This is a genomic window from Clostridium sp. OM05-6BH, from assembly GCF_003481635.1.
GTDB lineage: Bacteria > Bacillota > Clostridia > Lachnospirales > Lachnospiraceae > Butyribacter.
Window position 1 is genome coordinate 38,667 of record NZ_QULH01000013.1, and the last position, 20,813, is coordinate 59,479.

General features: G+C 40.9%; 18 protein-coding genes and 1 pseudogene. 9 read left to right on the forward strand and 10 right to left on the reverse strand.

Annotated elements, in window-relative coordinates; genetic code table 11:
* The 7 genes and pseudogenes from DXB73_RS10650 to tmk form a co-directional block, all read right to left on the reverse strand.
* Positions 1-498, reverse strand: coding sequence for a hypothetical protein (locus DXB73_RS10650; protein WP_118691122.1), 498 nt, complete (start codon positions 496-498; stop codon positions 1-3).
* 69 nt (positions 499-567) lie between these two features.
* Positions 568-1,416, reverse strand: a complete 849-nt coding sequence (rsmI, locus tag DXB73_RS10655; RefSeq protein ID WP_118691123.1) for a 16S rRNA (cytidine(1402)-2'-O)-methyltransferase — start codon at positions 1,414-1,416, stop codon at positions 568-570.
* A 24-nt stretch (positions 1,417-1,440) separates the two neighbouring features.
* Positions 1,441-2,196 carry a tRNA1(Val) (adenine(37)-N6)-methyltransferase gene (locus DXB73_RS10660; protein ID WP_118691124.1) on the reverse strand — a complete coding sequence of 252 codons (756 nt, stop codon included), beginning with the start codon at positions 2,194-2,196 and terminating at the stop codon, positions 1,441-1,443.
* Positions 2,197-2,548: 352 nt separating this feature from the next.
* Positions 2,549-3,460: pseudogene (locus tag DXB73_RS10665) on the reverse strand (stage 0 sporulation family protein); the annotation flags it as partial.
* 34 nt (positions 3,461-3,494) lie between these two features.
* On the reverse strand, positions 3,495-4,490 hold the full coding sequence (holB, locus tag DXB73_RS10670; protein ID WP_022024733.1) for a DNA polymerase III subunit delta': 996 nt from the start codon (positions 4,488-4,490) through the stop codon (positions 3,495-3,497).
* Between the two features lie 31 nt (positions 4,491-4,521).
* Positions 4,522-4,962: a YaaR family protein gene (locus tag DXB73_RS10675; protein ID WP_022024734.1), complete on the reverse strand. Its 441-nt coding sequence runs from the start codon at positions 4,960-4,962 to the stop codon at positions 4,522-4,524.
* A 24-nt stretch (positions 4,963-4,986) separates the two neighbouring features.
* Positions 4,987-5,613 carry a dTMP kinase gene (tmk, locus tag DXB73_RS10680; protein WP_118691126.1) on the reverse strand — a complete coding sequence of 209 codons (627 nt, stop codon included), beginning with the start codon at positions 5,611-5,613 and terminating at the stop codon, positions 4,987-4,989.
* A 228-nt stretch (positions 5,614-5,841) separates the two neighbouring features.
* On the opposite strand from tmk, the gene DXB73_RS10685 reads away from it, so the two are divergent.
* Positions 5,842-6,756 (forward strand): HD-GYP domain-containing protein, encoded by a 915-nt coding sequence (locus DXB73_RS10685; RefSeq protein ID WP_182448309.1) that lies wholly within the window; start codon positions 5,842-5,844, stop codon positions 6,754-6,756.
* A gap of 136 nt (positions 6,757-6,892) precedes the next feature.
* On the opposite strand, the gene DXB73_RS10690 is transcribed toward DXB73_RS10685, so the two are convergent.
* From DXB73_RS10690 to DXB73_RS10700, 3 genes are all read right to left on the reverse strand, one after another.
* Positions 6,893-8,197, reverse strand: coding sequence for a UDP-N-acetylglucosamine 1-carboxyvinyltransferase (locus DXB73_RS10690; RefSeq protein WP_118691128.1), 1,305 nt, complete (start codon positions 8,195-8,197; stop codon positions 6,893-6,895).
* A 113-nt stretch (positions 8,198-8,310) separates the two neighbouring features.
* On the reverse strand, positions 8,311-10,170 hold the full coding sequence (locus DXB73_RS10695) for an AAA family ATPase (RefSeq protein WP_118691129.1): 1,860 nt from the start codon (positions 10,168-10,170) through the stop codon (positions 8,311-8,313).
* 105 nt (positions 10,171-10,275) lie between these two features.
* Complete coding sequence (locus DXB73_RS10700) at positions 10,276-10,869, reverse strand: flavin reductase family protein (protein ID WP_118691130.1); 594 nt, start codon at positions 10,867-10,869, stop codon at positions 10,276-10,278.
* Positions 10,870-11,051: 182 nt separating this feature from the next.
* On the opposite strand from DXB73_RS10700, the gene DXB73_RS10705 reads away from it, so the two are divergent.
* From DXB73_RS10705 to DXB73_RS10740, 8 genes are all read left to right on the forward strand, one after another.
* Positions 11,052-11,426 carry an Ig-like domain-containing protein gene (locus DXB73_RS10705; RefSeq protein ID WP_022024740.1) on the forward strand — a complete coding sequence of 125 codons (375 nt, stop codon included), beginning with the start codon at positions 11,052-11,054 and terminating at the stop codon, positions 11,424-11,426.
* A gap of 36 nt (positions 11,427-11,462) precedes the next feature.
* A complete protein-coding gene (locus DXB73_RS10710; RefSeq protein ID WP_118697924.1) occupies positions 11,463-13,283 on the forward strand; it encodes a sensor histidine kinase in 1,821 nt (606 codons plus the stop codon).
* Between the two features lie 212 nt (positions 13,284-13,495).
* On the forward strand, positions 13,496-14,371 hold the full coding sequence (locus DXB73_RS10715) for a hypothetical protein (protein WP_118691132.1): 876 nt from the start codon (positions 13,496-13,498) through the stop codon (positions 14,369-14,371).
* 390 nt (positions 14,372-14,761) lie between these two features.
* Entirely contained in the window at positions 14,762-16,228 is a 1,467-nt protein-coding gene (locus DXB73_RS10720) for an ABC transporter permease subunit (RefSeq protein ID WP_243104064.1), read from the forward strand.
* Positions 16,229-16,241: 13 nt separating this feature from the next.
* Positions 16,242-17,210, forward strand: a complete 969-nt coding sequence (locus tag DXB73_RS10725) for a carbohydrate ABC transporter permease (protein WP_118691133.1) — start codon at positions 16,242-16,244, stop codon at positions 17,208-17,210.
* Between the two features lie 121 nt (positions 17,211-17,331).
* Positions 17,332-19,038 carry a hypothetical protein gene (locus DXB73_RS10730; protein WP_118691134.1) on the forward strand — a complete coding sequence of 569 codons (1,707 nt, stop codon included), beginning with the start codon at positions 17,332-17,334 and terminating at the stop codon, positions 19,036-19,038.
* Positions 19,039-19,203: 165 nt separating this feature from the next.
* Positions 19,204-19,917, forward strand: a complete 714-nt coding sequence (locus DXB73_RS10735; protein WP_118507342.1) for a DUF624 domain-containing protein — start codon at positions 19,204-19,206, stop codon at positions 19,915-19,917.
* 386 nt (positions 19,918-20,303) lie between these two features.
* Positions 20,304-20,762 (forward strand): hypothetical protein, encoded by a 459-nt coding sequence (locus DXB73_RS10740; protein ID WP_118691135.1) that lies wholly within the window; start codon positions 20,304-20,306, stop codon positions 20,760-20,762.
* Positions 20,763-20,813 lie beyond the last annotated feature (51 nt).

A 20,813-nucleotide genomic window follows, 5' to 3' on the forward strand; every position in this document is an offset into this window, starting at 1 on the left:
TTAAAAGTCATAATCGATCTGTGGTGATGCAAGGTATATGTGTCCGTTTTTTGTGACAGCAATATGCAGATTCTGACCAAAAGAAGACGCAGGAAAGCCAAGTTTATTTAGCTTTGTGCTATACAGATAATAGTCTGCATAATTGGTTTCTATGTGGGAGGAAACTAATTGAAGTGAGGGATCATGAAGCAGAGTAGCAAAATAGGATCTAACCTGGGAACCTTCTGGGAATGCGTCAGAATTATTGAGTTTATTATTTGTTTTGACAGAGTCTTTCGGGGTTAGTTCATAGGTGTGTTCTGAAACAGCGTTTAAGCGGAAATTGGTATTAGAGTATACAGGGGAGTGGGATGAATAGGCGGGGACCGCAGATCCTGCGTTTGCAGAAGTATCAGATAACTGAAACAAGATGGCAGTTAAAGCGAGTATCCAACAGACACCTGCAAGCAAGCTGATCAATATATATGAATTTCGTATTCGATGTTTTTTGTCATACATGATAAAGTAACCTCCTTTAAAATAACATTTGTTACTTTATCATGTTTCCCGTTTTTACAGAATATATACTTAAATGTCTTTATTTAATAATTGTTGATAAATTTCCCTTTTTGGGACACCGCGGTCTTTGGCTACTTGTTTCATAGCATCTTTGCGATCCATTCCCTCGGATAAATAGTGCTGCATATGTTCGTCAACGGAAAGTTGTGCCCAGGCATCACGTGATTCCTGCTCGAGATCTGCCATATTGCGTCCTTCGATGACGAGAACATATTCACCTTTTGGTGCGTTTTGCTCATAATAATAAATCGCTTCTGACAGTGTAAATTGCATTGCACTTTCGTGAATTTTTGTCAATTCACGACAGATAGTCAGTCTGCGGTCTCCGAGAGCGGCGAATAATTCCTGAAGAGTTGCACGTAAGTGATGTGGTGCTTCATAAATTATTACTGTCCGTGTTTCGGTACACAAAGAATCCAAAATTTTACGGCGTAATTTTTTGTCAGATGGCAGAAAGGCTTCAAATGCAAAACGTCTGGTCGATAAACCGGACAGAGTGAGTGCAGTAACGCACGCACAGGCTCCGGGGAGAGAGGTGACGGGAATTCCCGCAGCATAAGCCTGTTTGACCAGTTCTTCTCCGGGATCCGAAATGGCAGGAGTACCCGCATCGGTAACTAAGGCAATATTTTTGCCGTTAGCAAGCTGTTCAACAAGATAGGCGGCTTTGTCCACTTTGTTGTACTCATGATAGCTTGTCATTGGAGTTTTTATTTCAAAATGATTTAATAATTTGATCGTATTGCGTGTATCTTCTGCCGCAATAACATCTACTTCCTGCAGGGTGCGAAGAACACGTAAGGTGATGTCTTCTAAATTGCCGATTGGAGTAGCACATAAATATAAAGTACCTGACATAATGAACCTCTTTTATTCTTATAATTATTTTCTTGTCATGCCATATAATGCAAGCAGCTCGTCGGTATATGTTCCATCAGGGCGGTATACGATCAAAGGCGGCGTGATCTTTAACATCGGATTTCCGTCTTTCACGCCTTCGATAAGCACCATGTTTGGTTCCTTGTCCGCAAAAGGGTACACCAGCTGCATTCGTTTTGGTTCTAATCGATAGCTATTCATGATAACAAAGATTTCTGCAAGCCGAAATGGGCGGTGAACCATGTAAAAACGCCCTTTTGGTTTGAGAAGATTTGCGCTTTCGCGTATGACATCCTCTAAGGTGCATAGTATCTCATGTCTGGCAATCGCCATTGGCATATTGGGATTTTTGAGACCATGTCCCTGATTCATATACGGCGGATTGACGGTGACAGCATCGTAGCAATTTTTGCCAAATTGATCAGAAGCGGTTTTGACATCACCTTCGTAAATGGTGATCCTATTCGATAATTCGTTCAAAATAATGCTTCTGCGCGCCATTTCAGCACTTTCTTTTTGAACTTCTAAAGCATCAATGTGGTCAGCTTTTGTTTTGGCTGACAGCAAAATAGGCAAGATTCCGGTACCGGTACATAAATCCATGACGGTATCTTTGTTTCGCAGTGCAGCAAAAGAACTTAATAATACAGCATCCATACCAAAACAGAATTTACCGGGATGCTGTATTATTTGTAATCCTTGACACTGCAGATCATCCAGTCGTTCGCCCTCTCGTAGGAGACAATCTTTATTCTGCATCTTTGTGTTCTCTTGATTCTCTGCGTGGTTTGCGGTTGTGATATTTGCGTGTACGATCATTGCCACCATGCTCGTCACGGCGATGATCGTTATTATTTTTGTCACCACGGTTATTGTTACGATTGCCGCGGCCGCCGTTATTATTGTGGTCACGATTATTAGATTCGCGGTTATTGCTGCCACCGTGATCGCGATTGCTATTGCCGTTACGTTCGCGATTATTGTTGCTGCCACGTTCACGGTTGTTTGGATATTCGTTACGGCGGTTACCGGAACTACGTCGACGGTTGTTTGATCGATTATTACGATTGCGTTTCGCCTGCTCCGGTTTATCTTCCTCATCGATCAATTCTTCTTCCTGAGAAAGTTCTTCCAGAGCGATCAGCTCCTCTTCATCCAACTTTTCATCCGGAAGAGTCTGCTGCGGAATGTTTTTGCCAAAGTTTTTCTTTTGGTCAAACTGTAATTCAGCGACCGGATATTCGCGAACCTCTTTTTCGCCATTGTCATTTGTAAAGACAACTTTTACAAGCTGGCGCAGTACGCTGACACTTTGAACTTCACCGGGATAGCCTTCCGGAGTTGTAGTTTTTGTTCCGATATGTGGCAGGGAACGATTGAGATGTTCATAAGCTTCCTGCTCATTTTTCAGACAGCACATCAAACGTCCGCATACGCCGGAAATCTTAGCCGGGTTGAGGGATAAGTTTTGCTCTTTTGCCATCTTGATAGAAACCGGCACAAAGTCGGACAGATAAGAGTGACAGCAAAGCGGTCGACCACATATGGCAATACCGCCAAGCATTTTTGTTTCGTCACGAACGCCGATCTGTCGAAGCTCGATTCTTGTGTGGAAAACGGATGCAAGATCCTTTACCAATTCGCGAAAATCAATACGACCATCCGCCGTAAAATAAAACAATAATTTATTGCGATCAAAGGTATATTCCGAATCGATCAGTTTCATTTCCAAACCATGTTTTTTGATCTTTTCCAGACAGATTTGAAATGCATCTTTTTCTTTCTCTTCGTTGGAAGCACATACGGCAGCATCTTCCTCGGTTGCCACGCGCATTAATGGCTTGAGTGGCTGCACGACCTGATCATCGGTTACTTCCTTGGGACCAAGAACAACAGTACCGTATTCAACACCGCGTGCTGTTTCCACAATGACGTGATCCCCTTTTTGTACCGTAAAGCCGGTTGGATCAAAGTAGTATACCTTGCCGGGCTTACGGAATTTAACGCCAATAATTTTTATCATAGAATTGTTTTGCCTTTCTTTTAGTCTGTTATATTTAACACGTTTCTTTGATCACAAGCAGCATCAATTCGACGGCTAATTCAAAATTAACATTTGCATCAAGACGAAGCTTTACTTTATTGATCGCTTCGATAATACGCTCTAATTCTTCATAGCTGCGTTTGCTTGCCTGCTTCGTGATCGTGCTGTATTCATCACGATATAAGAGCAGATTTGTGTCTTTCGTCGCCTTATACATTAAAATATCACGGTACCACAGAAGCATCAGATCTAAGTAATCGTAAAAATTACCCTTTTCTTTGGAAAAACCGTGTACGATCTCCATAATAGAAGATAATGGAAGATCATCGATCTGTTTTAACAATTGCATCACCTGATTTTTCATGATCTGAAAATCTTCCGACTGCGCAAAACGGATCGCCTGACCGATATTGCCCTGGCAAAATCCTGCAGCGATTTCGGCGACATCTTGTTCCATCTGCAATTTCTGTACCAGATAGTCAGCAATATCCTTTTCTGAAACCGGCTTCATCTGCAGTGTGATGCAACGGGATACGATCGTAGGTAGTAATGCAGATTCATTATCTGACAAAAGAATGATCACTGCGTAAGCAGGAGGTTCTTCCAACGTTTTAAGCAGTGCATTTTGAGCCTGTTCATTCATGCGGTGTGCGTCCGGGATAATATATACTTTATATTTGCTGCTATACGGTTTGATCTGAATGTCGTTGTTGAGCTGTTCGCGGATCTCATCAACACGGATGTTGAACTTTTCGTGTGTAATGACACGGATATCCGGGTGGTTAGCAGAAGCAGCCTGTAGACATGATTTGCAGTGCCCGCAGGCATCGTGATCCGGAGTTGGCTGTTCACACAACAATGCTCTGGCAAAGGCTTTTGCCAGGGTATGCCGTCCGGAACCGGAATCGCCGCAAAACAGGTATGCATGAGAAACATTATTTTGCGCCAATGCGGTCTGTAAATGCTTTTTAATTGGCTCCTGTCCTATAATATCATTAAAACGAATCATATCTGTCATCCTTTCTGTTGTGGTTGAAATATCAAGTGAAAATGTCCAGCAGTAATCCGCGTATCTCGTCTATTTTACTAAGAATGGCGAGGTGATCCTGCTCTTCATTCATCAGTTCTTCGGCGAGCTCATCCAGTGCCTGATTGACCTGCTTTACAATGCCATATACGCGGTGTCTTCCGTGTTTATCCAAAAAGTTTTCACGGCTGAACTTGTGTGAATGGCTGACGATCTCGTTCATAAATTCCTGGATCAATTTGCGGTACTGTTTCATATCGCGTATGTCTCTGCGTTTGCCAAGACGGTAACCCTGCTGCGTGATTTCTTCCATCATGCCGGAGAGGGCTGCCTGCAATTCGCTTTCCTCGATGTTGCTTAGCAGGGTAAAGCGAAAGCTGCCGTCTGCTTCCGGAGTCTGCGTAATGCGTTCCGGCTGACTGATCTGCTGCAGATTATGTATTTTTAAATCCATATGAATCCTCCAAGCCTTAGATCACTACGAGTACAAAGCCGATACTTGTGCCCAGATGTCATTGGCAATAGTATCTACCGGACGATTGCCGTCAACGATAAGAATACGCTCGGTGTCTTGAAATTGCTCAAACAACGATAAATACCTATCGCGTACTTTTGTAAGGCGATCCGATGTTTCGTAGCGTTCTGTGTGAAAACGACCTGCGGCCATGCGCTCCATAGCAGTGGTTGGATCTACATCAATGAATATATGACAGTCCGGGCGCAGAAGCTTAGCTGCCTGTGCATTTAATTGGACAAGCCATTCTAAAGGTACGGAGACACTTTGGTAAGCGTAGTTGGAGAAAACATAGCGGTCAGAGATGACGGATATGCCTTCTTCGATCTTGTGACATAAGCCATCTGTTTCATTCTGCAGATGATCAAGACGATCAGCTGCAAACATCGCGGAGATCGAGTATTCATCGATATTCATGCGGCCTGTCAAACATTGGCGCAGGAGAGATCCAATGGGACCATCAGTCGGCTCCTTGGTTTCCATACAGCGAACGCCCTGTTGCTCAATGCGCTTCTGTAATAGATGAATCTGCGTTGTTTTGCCACTTCCGTCGATACCCTCAAATACAAAAAAGTGTCCTCGCTTATTCATGATAATCCTCATTTCTACTCATGCAAGAAAGCATGGCTTTTGTTGTGATCATGGAGTTCTGATATAAGAACCCAATATCCATATTATTTTACTCTTTTTTACGCTTCATTGCAAGCTGAGGGGCGTTGACTTTATAATATGATATAGATTATAATGAAAATCGCAAATAGTAGAAGATAGATGGGAGCCACGAGTGTTCACAGGGTGGCATCGTGGAATGGAGTGAAAATGAAAAGATCTACCAATTTACCGGATGATATGCAGGTTATTGCTGATCTGCTTAGGAAATCCATAAGTTATAATAAATTTAATGAAAATGTGATCCAGTCAGCAAAGACGCTGGAAGATTCGCTTTCTATGTTTATCACGAATGCAGATGGGGATCTGAGTAGTAATGAATTGCTGAATCAGACGAAAGAGATCATAGTTATGAGCGAAAATCCGATTCGGACATTTCATATGATGCATAAGATCCGCAAATATGATGATGCAACTTTTATTCATAGTCTGAATGTGGCAATATTATGCAACATGTTTGGGCATTGGATCAATATGCCACAGGATGATCTGGATGTGTTGACGTTAGCGGGATTACTGCATGATGTTGGCAAGATGAAAATACCGGAAGAGATCATCAAAAAGCCCGGCATTTTGACGGAAGAGGAATATACAGAAATTAAGAATCATCCGAGACGCGGCTATAATCTATTGAAACCAATGAAGTTGGATGAGAGGATTAAAAAAGTTGCGTTGATGCATCATGAGCGTTGTGATGGAAGTGGTTATCCGGATGGCTTGCGGGGAGATCAGATTGATGAGTTTGCGAAGATCGTGGCAATTGCCGATGTATATGATGCACTGACTTCTGCGAGGGTTTATCGTGGGGCATTGTGTCCGTTTGAGGTGATCAACATGGTTGTAGAACAGGATGGGGACAAGCGTTTTGATCCAAAGTATCTGCATCCGTTTTTAGAGGGGATTGTAAAGTCCTTTATTGGATGCGAGGTAGTGCTTTCTGATGGGGAAAAGGGCACGATTGTTGCAATGCATGCGGATGAATTGGCGCGACCCTCCGTATGTGTCAGTGGGAAAGTGTTGGATCTACGCGAAATGTCCGACGTGACGATACAAATGATGTTATAATTTTATATTAAGATATTTTCAGATAGCAGTCACAGATCGACTGCTAAAGCAAGGAATGTAAATTAGAACGAAATAAAAAAGGATGCCGTCTTTTATTATCAGACGACATCCTTTTTATAGAGAAAATGAAATTCAATCAACCTACTTTGAGCTTAAACTTCTGAACTGCACGTTCATCGTCAACAGGAATTTTTTCAATATATCCACCTAAAGCGGCCAATTTATCTTCAAAGCATTCATAACCACGTTCAATGTAATGGATACAGTCAACGGTAGAGTAGCCTTCTGCCACTAATGCTGCAACGACCAGTGCAGCACCGGCACGAAGATCCGGTGCGCTAATAGCAGCGCCGGTAAAGCCTTCCACACCTTCTATGATTGCAACATTGCCACCCTCAACCTTGATGGAAGCACCCATACGCGATAATTCATCCACATATTTGAAACGATTCTCAAAAATGCTCTCAGTTACAATGCTTGTTCCATCGGACAAAGCCAATAATGTTGCGATCTGTGGCTGCATATCGGTAGGAAATCCCGGATAAGGTAGTGTCTTTATCTGGGTGTGTCCTAAACGATGATCACTTGTAACACGGATAGCGTCATCAAATTCCTCAACAGTAGCACCAATTTCCATCAGTTTTACAGAAATTGCCTCTAAATGCTTAGGAATTACATTTTTAATTAAAACATCACCGCGTGTTGCGGCAGCGGCAACCATAAATGTACCTGCCTCGATCTGATCCGGAATAATGGAATATTCGCTCGCATGCAGCGATGTTACACCAGTCATACGGATCTTGTCAGTACCGGCACCTTTGATATTGGCACCCATACTGTTTAAGAAGTTGGCTACGTCAACGATATGTGGTTCTTTAGCAGCATTTTCAATAACTGTTTTGCCCTCTGCCATACAGGCAGCCAGCATAATGTTGATCGTAGCACCAACAGAAACAGTATCCATAAAGATATGGTTTCCTACTAATTCGTCGGCCGAGGTATTGATCATACCGTGTTCAATACTAACGGTAGCACCCAGTGCGCGAAATCCCTTCAAATGAAGGTCGATCGGACGGCTTCCGATCTCACAGCCACCCGGCAAAGCAACCTGTGCCTTCTTGTATTTGCCAAGCAGTGCGCCAAGCAGATAATAAGATGCACGGATCTTGCGGATGGAGTCATAATCAATGGTCATATCATTGATCGTGCTGCCATTAATAGATACCACATGAGGACCGATACGCTTTACAGTAGCGCCGATGCTCTCAATTGCTGTTAACAAAACATTAATATCTCTAACATTCGGAAGATTATCGATGACAACGGTTTCATCTGCCATAATAGCAGCAGCTAAGATGCCTAACGCAGCATTTTTGGCACCGCCGATCGTCACCTCACCATTTAATGGTGTTCCTCCTTTGATTATATACTGATTTTCCATATTACACCTCACACAGTTTGTTAGGCTATTTCCAAATAAACAGAAGTCAACACATCACTATATTATAATTAAAAGTGCTAACATGTCAACCAAAAAAACATTTATTACGAAAATTACTTTCGGCGATTTTCGAAATACACGAAAGAGTCAATTGCATCAAAGATATCCTGAAAGGTTTCACGAGGAGCAACATCAATGTATTTTTTGAGGATCGCCTGCTCATCACTACCATGATATCTGCCATAAAAAATGTCGAACAGATTGTGACCTCTCACATAAATTTTGATCGACTCAATATTGTCTTTGATGTCCTGCTTGCTGCGAATGCGGATGTTGAGAGTACGCTGCATTCGCTTTACGCTGTTAAGCTTAAACAGATAGTCCTTAAATTTCTTATACAATATATTGTAAAACTCTTCTTCATTTTTAATCACGCCAATCTTTGCCATAACCTTTGGATCCAAAAAATAGTTTTCAAATGAATAATATTTAAGGATCAGTACGTTTTTGGGTTCGACGCGCGGAAGATTACCAACATCTTCCGAAGAGCGTTTGCTATAATAGCTGCACAACTGCTTCTTGAGATATTTTGGATTTTTGCCATCGCTGTCACGTATCATCAAAAATTGGTCTTTTAAATACAATTTGTTGATATATTTCAAATTTGCATAAGTTTTGATGTTGGTGCAGCTATTGACGGGAACAATGGAAATACGCTGTAAATTGCCGTTTTCATCGTAAATTTCGGAGTAATATTTTTCTAAAAGAAGCGGCAGACGGTTGCTGTCCTGCTTGCCCTCCACGATAAAAACAAAGCTGACATTCATCAGATCATTCGCGGTATAGCCGAGATCGTCCAAAATCTCATCTACATCTGTTTCAGTATGAATCGTTGTGAAGTAACGCTCGTTCAAAACGACCTCCCGTATCTGCCGGGATGAAAAATTAAAAATGAGATTTGGTGAGTGTGTCGAAAAAATAACCTGATTTTTCTTGGAAAGGCGGTATAAAATTTCGCTGGCACTCTTTTGAAGCTGTGGATGGAGATAGATTTCCGGATCTTCCATCATAATAATGCTTGGAAGCGTATTTTCTTCATCAATATAGGCTTCAAGGAGGGAAAGTGCGTAAATACTGCGCAACCCTTCGCTCAGCATATTGAGTGGTCCGACGAGATTATGCCGATCCTTGTTATAAATTTGTGTGGAAACATGCAGAAGGTTGTCGGTGTCGTAATCGAGTACGTAGCGGACTTCCTGTGAAGGACTTCCGTTCGCATGGAAATAACGGTTGACTTTTTCTGCAAATTGCGTAAGGTTGGTGTGAAACAATTTGTATTGTAAGAGGCGCACAGTTTCGAAAACGGTCAGTTCCTCCGGTGTTTTTTTATTGATCAGCCCAATACACTGAAAACAGCGGTTGCAGGTACGGGCAGGGTCAAACGTACATTGATTATCTTTTAATTTCTGAAAAGATTCTTTGTCATAGAAACTGAATACATCATTCTGCAGCGCCTCGAGATTTCGGTTTTGATCAATATGATAAATTTTGGGCAGTACTTCCGGGATATATTCGTTATGCTTTGAAAATCCATCGGAATATCGTGTTGCCATATTTGGTGTGACGATAAAAGTAAATGACAAAATACCATCCTGATAGGACGGGATCTTGCTCTGAAAATCTGCAAGCCATCGTTCATAATCTTTCACTTTGCACAATACACTCCGTGAGTGTAGCAGCATAATATCGCTTTCGGAATACTCGATATGAACCGAGATGGAGATGGGTTTGCCGGCATCTAAAAATTCATGTTCTGCACAGTTACGCATCCCCATTGCCAGTAAAATGGCATCGATTACTGCTGTTTTTCCGGTGTTATTCTTGCCGACTAAGATCAAAGCATTTTCAATATCAGTGATCTCAAGTTGTTCGATCGATTTGTAATTGCAAATCTTCAGATATGTTATTTTCATATTGCACTCCATTCTATCGCTATTTGCGATAAAGATAGGAATAAACGCTGCCTAAGCGCGACCTCCTAATACATTATATGTTCCCCAAAAAATTATGTTAATTATTTACCGTTTCTTTCGCTTTTGCTTTTTTCCGTGTGTTTTACGTACAGAATAACCAAAGTTCCCCGTGGCTTTGGCTAATTCGTGGTAAGTGCCATGTGAATAGGCAAGCAGACCGGTATCATTCAAATGGAAGGTCCCTTTCTCATCAATATAGGCATCGTCCACGTGTACAGCGGTGACCTTGGCCAAAAACATATGATGAGAACCAAGTTCGTTTATTTCTGTTACCTGACATTCAATGTTAACGGGCGATTCAGCGATCATCGGGCAGCGCACGGTATCTGCCGGGATCTTAGTTAGATGACATTCGTTCCATTTGTCAAGATCACGACCGGAACGTACCCCGCAAAAATCCGTTGCACGTGCAAGTTTTTTGGTAGTGAGATTGATCACAAATTCGCCTGTTTCGCGGATCATGGCATAGGAATATCGTTCGGGCCGCACGGAAATATAGACCATCGGTGGGTTGGTACAGATGGTGCCAGTCCACGCAACGGTAAGGATATTAGACTCTTGTGCGATATCGCCGCAGCTTACCATAACCGCAGGAAGTGGGTAAAGCATATTACCCGGCTTAAAATTTATTTTGCTCAAAAAAATGCCTCCTGTATTGAAATTTGGAATCCGTTAGCCGGCAGAATTTACATGCTGGCAGACATATCCGATATAAGTAGTATTAGTATACCACATGATACCCGCCTTGGACTACACAAACTGCATGATTTGTGGTACACTTTAAATACAAAAACGATAACAAAAAAGATGGGTGACTCCCAATGTTTGACGAGACCGTTAAGAAAGGTGGTAACGATATGACGGATTATTTATCGATAGAGGGGATGACAGAAGATTTAGAGGGAAAAGTAAAACAGGATCTGAAATACAAAACGGGAAATTTTCTTTGGAAGGTAAAGTTTAATGTTCCGTTGGATCCAAAAACCGTAAATAATGTAAATTTGTATGTCACAACGGAAAATCTGTCTCCGCTTAAGACAGCGATCCGATACAATTCATTAGAAAATATTATCGAAATTGAGCCGCTTGAGCCATATGCACAAGATGAGACGTATATCCTGAATATCACAACGAATGTGACATCTTTGTCTGGCAAGGCACTGCGAGAACCACAGCAGTTACGTTTCAAAATATAATGGAGACGGAGCCGGTTCGCAGCATGGAGGATTGATGTGAAAAGCAGTTGGAGGACTAAATTATTTAAGAATATCCGATTTAGAGGGAAGATGATACTTGTCTTTGTGATAGGTGGCGTTATTCCCTTTTTTGGCGTAACTGTATATTTAAACAATAGAGCAGCCAACAGTTTGATCGAACAAAATAAGAAGGCGCAAAAACAAGAATTGCACTTGATGGCAAGTATTCTTGAAGATGCTGTGCCGGATATGGAAAAAGTTTGCGAAAACATGAATATAAATACGGTGCTGTCTAATATGATCACAAAAGATTATACCGATGAAAAGAAATGGCAGAAAGATAAGGGAAAATTGTGGGAGATTGATCGTTATATGCAGGAGTATAAGCAGTCGATTTCGGATATAGTGATCTATGTCAGCAATGAAACCCTATGTTATGATCGGCCGTTTACTTATCTGGGACCATCTGTCACACAACAGTCTTGGTATAGCGATGTATGTGATAAAAAAGGTGGATTGATCTGGTGTTACGGTGAAGACCGAGAAGAAAAGCAAAAGTGCATACAGGTCGCAAAACAGATCATTAGTGCTGACGGGGAGCAGCTTGGCATATTGGCGGTGCAGATGAATATGGATCTGATCAATTCGGCAATTGCAGAGCGGGAAGAAAATACGGTTCTTCTGTACAATGATGTAAATGTGTTGTATACGAACTATGAAGTTTCGGGAACAGAGGAGCTCGCGCTGGAAACATATTTGCGCGGTACGACAAGATGGACGGGAAATACGCGTTTTAGTGTTATCGGAAAAGACAGATTTGTTACGTATAAGAAAGTACATCCGCAAAATACGACCAATTACTACTCTCTTGTCAGTGTACAGGATTACTCCGGAATCACGGAGCAGATCAATCAGGTTACCTTTAATGCGTATTTGATCGTGGGAATTGGAATGCTAATCTCGTTTGCGATGATCATAGGATATTCGACCAGCTTTTCCAGCCGATTGAAAGAATTGCGTCATCAGATGCATTTGGTAGCAACCGGTCGTTATGATCGTGTAAAAATGGTGGGGGGAAACGACGAGATCGGCGAAATTTATGCCGAACTCGGAACGATGATGGACGATATCCAAAATCTGACAGAATCAATGGTAGAAGAAAAAGTGCAGAAAGAGAAAATGCATACACGGCAAAAGGAAGTTGAATTTAAAATGTTAGCTAGTCAGATTAACCCTCACTTCCTATACAATACATTAGAAACGATCAGAATGAAGGCGAGGGTTAATCATCAGCCGGAGATTGAAGATCTGGTCAAAATGCTTGCAAAGATCATGCGGCGGAATATACAGGTCAGTCATAAGCTGGTAAGTTTGCAATCGGAAATAGAACTGATCGATAATTATATGAGGATACAGGACTATCGCTTTGGGGATCGTATCCATTCCGAAATTGTGGTAGATGATGACGTAGATATGACGCAGGAAGTGATGCCACTCATCATTCAGCCGTTTGTGGAGAATGCCTTTATACATGGCCTGGAAAATAAACCGAAGGACGGAAGGCTTGAAGTGAAAGTGTCTCAAGATGAAAAAGACATTATTATAGAAGTGATTGATAATGGAACTGGGATGAATTATTATCAATTGGGTGAATTGCGCCACTCATTGACACAAACAGATGGAAGCAGGGGGCATATTGGGATCAGCAATGTGAATCAGCGATTGATCATGCAGTATGGAAAAGAGTATGCAGTAAAGGTGGATAGCCGTTTGAATGAGGGGACAGTTGTGACAATACGGATCCCGAAGAATGCTTCGACAGCAATCGAGCGAAGTGATGAGCAGGAATTACCATAATAAATAGCGGTTATTGGCAAAAATCGCATCCAAAACAGGACAATTATTTGGTAAAAATATGAAAAAAATATACGTGGCAAGGAATTTTTCGGGTAAATATGTCTAATAATTATGGTTTTAATATCGCTTCGTTCTGCTAAAATAAGCAAGTGAATAGTTTTGCAGGCAGCAAAACGAAAAGCAAACAAATATATTGATTAGGAGGAATAACAATGAGAAAATCAATTAGAAAAATCATTGCAATCGCTTCTGCCAGCGTAATGGCGTTGACATTTGCAGTAACATCTGCACCAAATGCAAGTGCAGGAACAGTCAGCAAAGCAGCAAAGGAAGCAGCAAAGGCTGCATTCGATGCATCTGGTAAGACTACATATCATGCATACTTTGGTTTACAGCAGACACAGTCTTGGATCTTCCGTGATGAATGGTATCAGGAAGAGAATGGTTTGAATGGTAAAAATCTTCCAAACGGTGCTTATGAAGGTAAGATGTATCAGAGTAAAGACAATGCAAATTCAGAAGTTCCGGGCGCAACAGTAACAGATGCTGAGATCAAAGGTAACGGTGTTTACACAGTTGGCGTTAAGGATTTGGGCGGTGTATTAACAAGCGCAGAGAGCAGCCAGCAGGCAGTAATGTCCATGTTGTATGTAAGTACAGATATTCCGATGTCTGCATACAAAGACGGCAAGATCCAGGTAACAGACTGGAAGCTTAAGATCGATAATACATCTGTAACACTTCAGGACGACATCTTCGTTCCAACAGAGTACACAGATGAGAGTGGATTGTTCCGTTTTGATCCATTTAACTCATATCAGAAGGATAATGGTGCTTATCCTAGTTGCCCAAGCGTTAGAACACCTAATGATTCTGTAGAGATCACATTCAAGGTTAGCGGATTTGACGTTGATAATCCTGATGCAGTAGAAGCAACACCAACGCCTGCAGCAGACGCATCTTCTTCATCTTCTAGCAGCAGCAGTAGCTCTTCTTCTATCAGTGGTGGAGCAGTAGCAGCTATCGTAGTAGTTGCAGTTGTAGTGATTGCAGGTATCGTAGTAGTTGTTAAGAGAAAGAAAGACTAATGAAACGCATATCCCATTTGGGAGAGTGATCGTGTGGAGAGGTGAGACAATATTGTCTCATCTCTCCCTTTCTGTTTGATTTATAGGATTAAAGTGTGAAAAGGTCTGAATTTCCCTAACAGGCTATTTTTTTGAACTTATGCCCCTTTGATCCTTATAGAAAATCAAAATCGTGGAAATCTTACTCAAATTTGATAAATTGCACAAAAATTTATATATTTTTTGTTAAAAGTGTGAAAAAATCGTGTATTTTTTCTTGAAAGATTATGGTATTTTTTAACGAATTCTTTAGGTATAATTACATGATGAAGTAACTACGTTGGTGTGATTTTGAGCAATTTTGCACTAAAAAGCACTTAGCGCACGATAAATAATACGAGGAGGTTATTTATGAAAGACAAAGAAAACAAGAAAGGAGCTGCTTCAGGACTATACATCTGTCAGAGAATCATTACAATTCTGTTGATCGTTGGTGCATTTTTCCCGACATTTAATCCAACTAGAGTTGCTAAGATGATCAGTTCAAATGTATCCCTGTTTACATCAGCAGTATCCTACAACAGTTTGACAAGTGAGTTCGCCAGAGCGTTCCGTATGAACTGGGTCAATGAAAGCAGCTTTGCCGTTGTAATGATTGCATCTATTATATTGGTGATCGGTATCATTTTACTCGGCGTGGGAGCTTGTATGTCCCTCGGTAATCTGAGAATGCAGAAAACAGGTGCTCAGTTTACGTTGGGTGGCTCAGTCGCTGAGACACTTGGATTAGTTGTAACTGTAGTGAGTTATATGCTGGTAAATTCTTCTACAGATCCAACAAAGGCTAACAAGATCTTACCTCAGATCCCAACAGCATTTTATGGTTATGCAGTATTAACAGCTATTATGCTTATTACAGCAATTGTTGTATTTATTTCTCTTCCTAGTGTTGACAAGGGTGAGAAGTATGAGATGGAATCAAAGTATAAGTTATTCCTTATGTTCCTTCCATTCATTGCATTAGCATTTGTATTCTGCTACCTGCCTTTGTATGGTTGGAGATATGCGTTCTTCGATTATAAATCAGGAGATACGCTTTCTATGAGTAGCTTCGTAGGATTCAAGTGGTTTACATATTTGTTCCAGAACTCAGCTACACGTACTGATATGATCAATACCATGAGAAATACATTGATCATGAGTTTCTTGGGAGTGGGTACCAGCTGGCTTCCTATGATCTTTGCAATCTTCCTTTGCGAGATGAAGAACTTGAGATTCCGCCGTTTTGTACAGACATTCACGACGATTCCTAACTTTATCAGCTGGGTACTTGTGTATGCGGTTGCATTGGCTATCTTCTCTACAGATGGTTTCATTAACACATTCTTGAAGGAGATTGGTGTTATTGCACAGAACGCACAGGGTAAAGCGTGGTTGATGAGTTCTAAGCATACATGGCTTAAGATGTGGGCATGGGGAACATGGAAAGGTGTAGGTTGGAGTGCTATTATCTACATCGCAGGTATTTCCGGTATCGATCAGTCCTTATATGAGGCGGCAACAGTAGATGGTGCCGGTCGATTCCAAAAGATGCGTCACATTACTTTACCTGGTTTGCTTCCTACATTCTTCGTATTGCTGTTGATGGCAATCGCAGGCTGCTTGAGCAATGGTTTGGATCAGTACCTTGTATTCCGTAACCCGAACAACATGGATACGATCCGTGTATTGGATCTGTGGGTATACGACTTAGGTATTAATGGCGGTAGTATCCCGCTATCCACGGTAATTGGTATGGCAAAATCCGTTGTCAGCGTAGCGTTGCTGTTTGGTGCTAATAGTGTATCTAAGGCATTGCGCGGCGAGAGTATTGTATAGGAGGTGAAATCGTATGGCTAAGACAGCACAGGAAAAGTTAGATGCTAAAAGAGAAAAAGAGTACAACAAGAAACATAAAAGAATGTACAAGAGATCTGTCGGAGACGTTGTCTTTGATGTACTCAACTATATATTCTTTACAGTGTTTACATTAACATGTATCTTCCCGTTCTATTACTTGTTTATCAATACGATTTCAAGTAATGATCTGGTTAAAAAGGGTATGATCAATTTCTACCCGAAGGGACTGAATATTGATAACTATTTGAAATTGCGTGAAGTTGGTGATCTGGGAAATGCGTTCTTGGTATCTGTCAGCAGAACGATTCTTGGTACTGCATTGATGGTACTTGCTTCTGCATTCGTTGGTTACTTGGTGACAAAGCAGGAAATGTGGCATAGAAGTTTATGGTATCGTTTCCTCGTTATCACAATGTATTTTAACGCTGGTTTGATCCCAACATACTTGAACTTAGTTATGTTAGGTCTTACAAATAACTACTGGGTATACATCATCCCAGGAATTGTTGCTCCGTACAACATTATCCTCGTTAAGACGTATATAGAGTCTATACCGGGCGAGTTGGAAGAGAGTGCATTTATTGATGGTGCATCATATATGGTAGTATTTCGCAAGTTGATCTGGCCTTTGAGTAAGCCGATTCTTGCTACAATCGCAATCTTCGGTGCGGTAGGTCATTGGAATTCCTTCCAGGATTCCTTGATTTACATGCAGGGTAACGCTAAGTTGTTTACATTGCAGCATAGATTGTATACCTACTTGAACACATCAAGTAACTTGGGCTCGATCATGAACTCTACAACCGGTGCACAGACATCAGATGCAGCAGCTGCTGCATTGAATACCAAGGTTATCAAGTACACGGTAGCCATGGTATCTGTTATCCCTATCCTTTGCGTATATCCTTTCATGCAGAGATATTTCGAAAAAGGTATTATGCTTGGTGCTGTAAAGGGTTAATGTATATTGGTACACTGATGGTTTAGTGAACCAAATCGTAAAGTGAATGAGTTCGAATGGTGTAATGCCATTCGAACTTAATAATAAGAAGAATTAAAACACTTCAGAATGGAGGAAAATTATGAGAAAACTTTTTTCAAAGAAGTTACTTTCTGTACTGTTGGCTTCTAGTATGGTAATTGGTTCTGCATCTGCATTAACAGGTTGTGGAAGCAAAAAGAACGAAGTTATCAAATTGAACGTATACAGTCAGTTGGCAAACTTCTCCGGAAAGCAGATCGGTTGGTCTGCAGACATCCTTAAGAAGAAATTCAACGTAGAGTTGAATATCATTCCTGAGGGAGATGGCGTGTTTGAGACACGTATGACAAGTGGTAACTTAGGTGATATTGTTGTATGGGGTGCTGATAATGATAAGTATCCTTTGGCCGTAAAGAATAATTTATTATTCGGATGGGAAGATGACAATGTATTAGATGAGTACGGTCCATACATCAAGAAAAACATGCCGGATGCTCTTAAGAAAAACAAAGAGTTGACAAAGACGATCACAAATGGTGCCAGTGACAAGCTTTATGGTTTTGGTGCTAACGTGGCATTGAACAGTAAAGATCATGAGTCCTTCTTCTATACATGGGATACTCGTTGGGATCTTTACAAGAAACTTGGTTATCCAAAGGTTAAAAACCTTCAGGATTACCACAAAATGCTGAAGAACATGCAGAAGCTTTGCCCATCTGATGATTCCGGTAATAAGGTATACGCTGTATCCTTATGGCCAGACTGGGATGATGCAATGGTAATGTATGTTAAGGCTATGGCTACTGCATATTATGGATACGATGAGTTGGCACTTGGATTATATGATCCAACCAATGGTAAGTATCATGATGCATTGGAAGAGAATGGTCCATATCTTGAGATGTTGAAGTGGTTCAACGATCTGTATCAGGATGGATTGATCGACCCTGACTCTATGACACAGACATATGATGAGATGATCGCTAAGGTTCAGAATGGTGGTACATTGTTCTCCATCTTCAACTACAGTGGATCTCTTGGTTACAACACAAAAGAGCATACATCTGCCGGCAAGCTTATGTACTGCATGAAACCAGAAGATGCTTCACCAATCGTTTATGGTATGAATACACAGGGTGGAGATAGAGTTTGGTCTATCGGTGCTAAGACTGAGTACCCTGAGAAATGTATGGAAATTATCAACTATCTCTCTACTCCAGAGGGTCGTATGACAATGGAATATGGTCCAAAGGGTTATACTTGGGATTATGATGATCAGAAACATGCATACTTGACAGATGTCGGAATGAAATGTCAGAACGATAAGACTACCACAATGGGTGGCGGTTATAAGGGATCTTACCATGATGGCGAGTTACAGATCAACAACATAACATGGTCTCTCGATGCTTCTAACCCGGATTCTGACGGTGAGACATACAACAAGGAGAGCTGGGCAAGCTACAACGCTACTCCATCTAGCGATATCGAGAAAGATTGGCGTGATAAGACTGGTTGTACAACGATCAATGAGTACATGGAGAAAGGTAAATATACTGTAGCTCCTGGTACATCATTCTCCAAGGAGACTCAGGATACTACTCTTAAGACTACTTGGAATCAGGTTACAACTGAGATCAAGAACTCTTCTTGGAAAGCAATCTATGCTAAATCTGACAAAAAGTTTGATAGCATTGTTGCTGGTATGAAGAAGAGCGCTAAGAAGTATGGTTATGATAAATGCGTTGAGTGGTCACGTAACCAGGCTTCCAGAAGAAAAGCATTGGAAGATGCAATTACACGGTAAAATTTGAGTTTATATGAACTTGAGAATAATGGAACGGGCTGTTTGTTAATGCAAGCAGCCCATTCTGTATCTATGTATTAGATAAAAGTGTTAAGCAGCATTTTAACAGCTTAATCATAGAATGGAGATTAAATGCACATGTAATGTGCAGGAATGTGAAATAATATGAGTAAATTATTTAGTTTGGACAGCGGATTATATAAGTTTATGAGCCGTTTGTTTGATATGTTGAAGTTAAATGCGATGTGGATACTTTGTAGTATTCCGATCGTAACGATTGGAGCATCTACAACCGCAGCGTTTACAATTACGCTGAAAATGGTGGATGAAGAGGAAGGTTATATTGCAGGACCATTTTTGAAAGAGTTTAAGGCAAATTTGTTTAAGGGAAGTGCGATTGGGCTTATACAATTGTTTGCTACGTATGCCATTTATTTAGATTTTCAATTAGCGCGTGTTAGTGAAAGGTATGGAACGCTGTGCACCGTAGTCGGCGTGATCGCTATTGTAATGACCGTAATGCATTTTTTATATGCATATGCGCTGTTAGCGAGATACGAAAATACGATCGTCAACACATTGCGTAATTCGTATTCAATTTGTGTAAAATATTTTTTGAAAACCTTGTTTTTGCTTGTGACATTGTTTGTAGAATATTTGGTGTTCTATCAATTGCATTGGACATTATTGTTTTTTGGCATTATATTGGGACCGGCATGCTTTATATTGACGATCAGTGGATTTGCCAGACAATTTTTCCGTAATATTGAGAGAGAAAATGATCTGCGTGAGGAAGAAAGTAAGCAGGAAAAGGCAAATGAGCGTCAGGGAATTTGGAAAGAGGCGTTTGAAGATCAAGAGGAAAGTGATCCTAAGTAATGAAAATAATGAATTGAGAATAGATGAGTCTGGCGTTAGATGAACGCCTTGTATAAAAGAGGACAGTTATACGGACAAGGAAAATTTGTTTGTATGGCTGTTTTCTTTAATTAATAGGAAACTGCTGTTGTGTAGTGTGACATCATCGCAAAGTGCTGGCTTTGCTTTTTTAATTAATAGGAAACTGCTGTTGTGTAGTGTGACATCATCGCAAAGCGCTGGCTTTGCTTTTTTAATTGGACGAAGAAAGTAAATTTGTAAAAAGAAAGCGTGGATCGCGAGTTCTATTTCGTAGAGAGCATTCATAATAATAGGATAATAAAGGCTGTAGGTTATGTACCGTTATAAAGGTGCTGGCTGAGTGAATCGTTGTGGGGGATGGAAGGATGCATGGAACCAAAATTATTGTTTTGCGAATGAAAGAATTGATATATACAGCAATTTTTGCCGGTGTTGGAATTATATTACTGTTACTCATCGTATATTTGTTTGTTGGAAAAGGGAGATCAGAAGGTAAACAAGATACTGCTGACGCAAATGAAAGATATCAGGCAGGGATATATACGAAGGATATCACATTAGGGGAGAGTACTGCCAGTTTAGAGGTGGCATTAGATACGGATCATATTAAGTCCGTAAAGATTGTTCCATTAGATGAAAGTATTACAACGATGTATCCATTAATGGAGCCGGCAGTGAAAAGTGTATCCAACCAGCTTGCGGCGGGAGTTGCGCCAGAAGAGGTGGAGCTGACGAAAGAGTCCAAGTACACGCAACAGATCATTGTTGATGCGGTAGAGGAAATTTTAGAGGAACAAGGTGCGTCAAATCAAACCGTAAAGTGATAGACCGAAATATTTTGAACGTGGTATACTATAAATCATGAAAGAGATAAA

Coding starts and splice junctions, on each gene's coding strand:
- DXB73_RS10650 (WP_118691122.1), bottom strand. CDS start 498: ATGTATGACAAAAAACATCGAATACGAAATTCATATATATTGATCAGC.
- rsmI (WP_118691123.1), bottom strand. CDS start 1,416: ATGTCAGGTACTTTATATTTATGTGCTACTCCAATCGGCAATTTAGAA.
- DXB73_RS10660 (WP_118691124.1), bottom strand. CDS start 2,196: ATGCAGAATAAAGATTGTCTCCTACGAGAGGGCGAACGACTGGATGAT.
- holB (WP_022024733.1), bottom strand. CDS start 4,490: ATGATTCGTTTTAATGATATTATAGGACAGGAGCCAATTAAAAAGCAT.
- DXB73_RS10675 (WP_022024734.1), bottom strand. CDS start 4,962: ATGGATTTAAAAATACATAATCTGCAGCAGATCAGTCAGCCGGAACGC.
- tmk (WP_118691126.1), bottom strand. CDS start 5,613: ATGAATAAGCGAGGACACTTTTTTGTATTTGAGGGTATCGACGGAAGT.
- DXB73_RS10685 (WP_182448309.1), top strand. CDS start 5,842: ATGAAAAGATCTACCAATTTACCGGATGATATGCAGGTTATTGCTGAT.
- DXB73_RS10690 (WP_118691128.1), bottom strand. CDS start 8,197: ATGGAAAATCAGTATATAATCAAAGGAGGAACACCATTAAATGGTGAG.
- DXB73_RS10695 (WP_118691129.1), bottom strand. CDS start 10,170: ATGAAAATAACATATCTGAAGATTTGCAATTACAAATCGATCGAACAA.
- DXB73_RS10705 (WP_022024740.1), top strand. CDS start 11,052: ATGTTTGACGAGACCGTTAAGAAAGGTGGTAACGATATGACGGATTAT.
- DXB73_RS10715 (WP_118691132.1), top strand. CDS start 13,496: ATGAGAAAATCAATTAGAAAAATCATTGCAATCGCTTCTGCCAGCGTA.
- DXB73_RS10720 (WP_243104064.1), top strand. CDS start 14,762: ATGAAAGACAAAGAAAACAAGAAAGGAGCTGCTTCAGGACTATACATC.
- DXB73_RS10725 (WP_118691133.1), top strand. CDS start 16,242: ATGGCTAAGACAGCACAGGAAAAGTTAGATGCTAAAAGAGAAAAAGAG.
- DXB73_RS10730 (WP_118691134.1), top strand. CDS start 17,332: ATGAGAAAACTTTTTTCAAAGAAGTTACTTTCTGTACTGTTGGCTTCT.
- DXB73_RS10735 (WP_118507342.1), top strand. CDS start 19,204: ATGAGTAAATTATTTAGTTTGGACAGCGGATTATATAAGTTTATGAGC.
- DXB73_RS10740 (WP_118691135.1), top strand. CDS start 20,304: ATGCATGGAACCAAAATTATTGTTTTGCGAATGAAAGAATTGATATAT.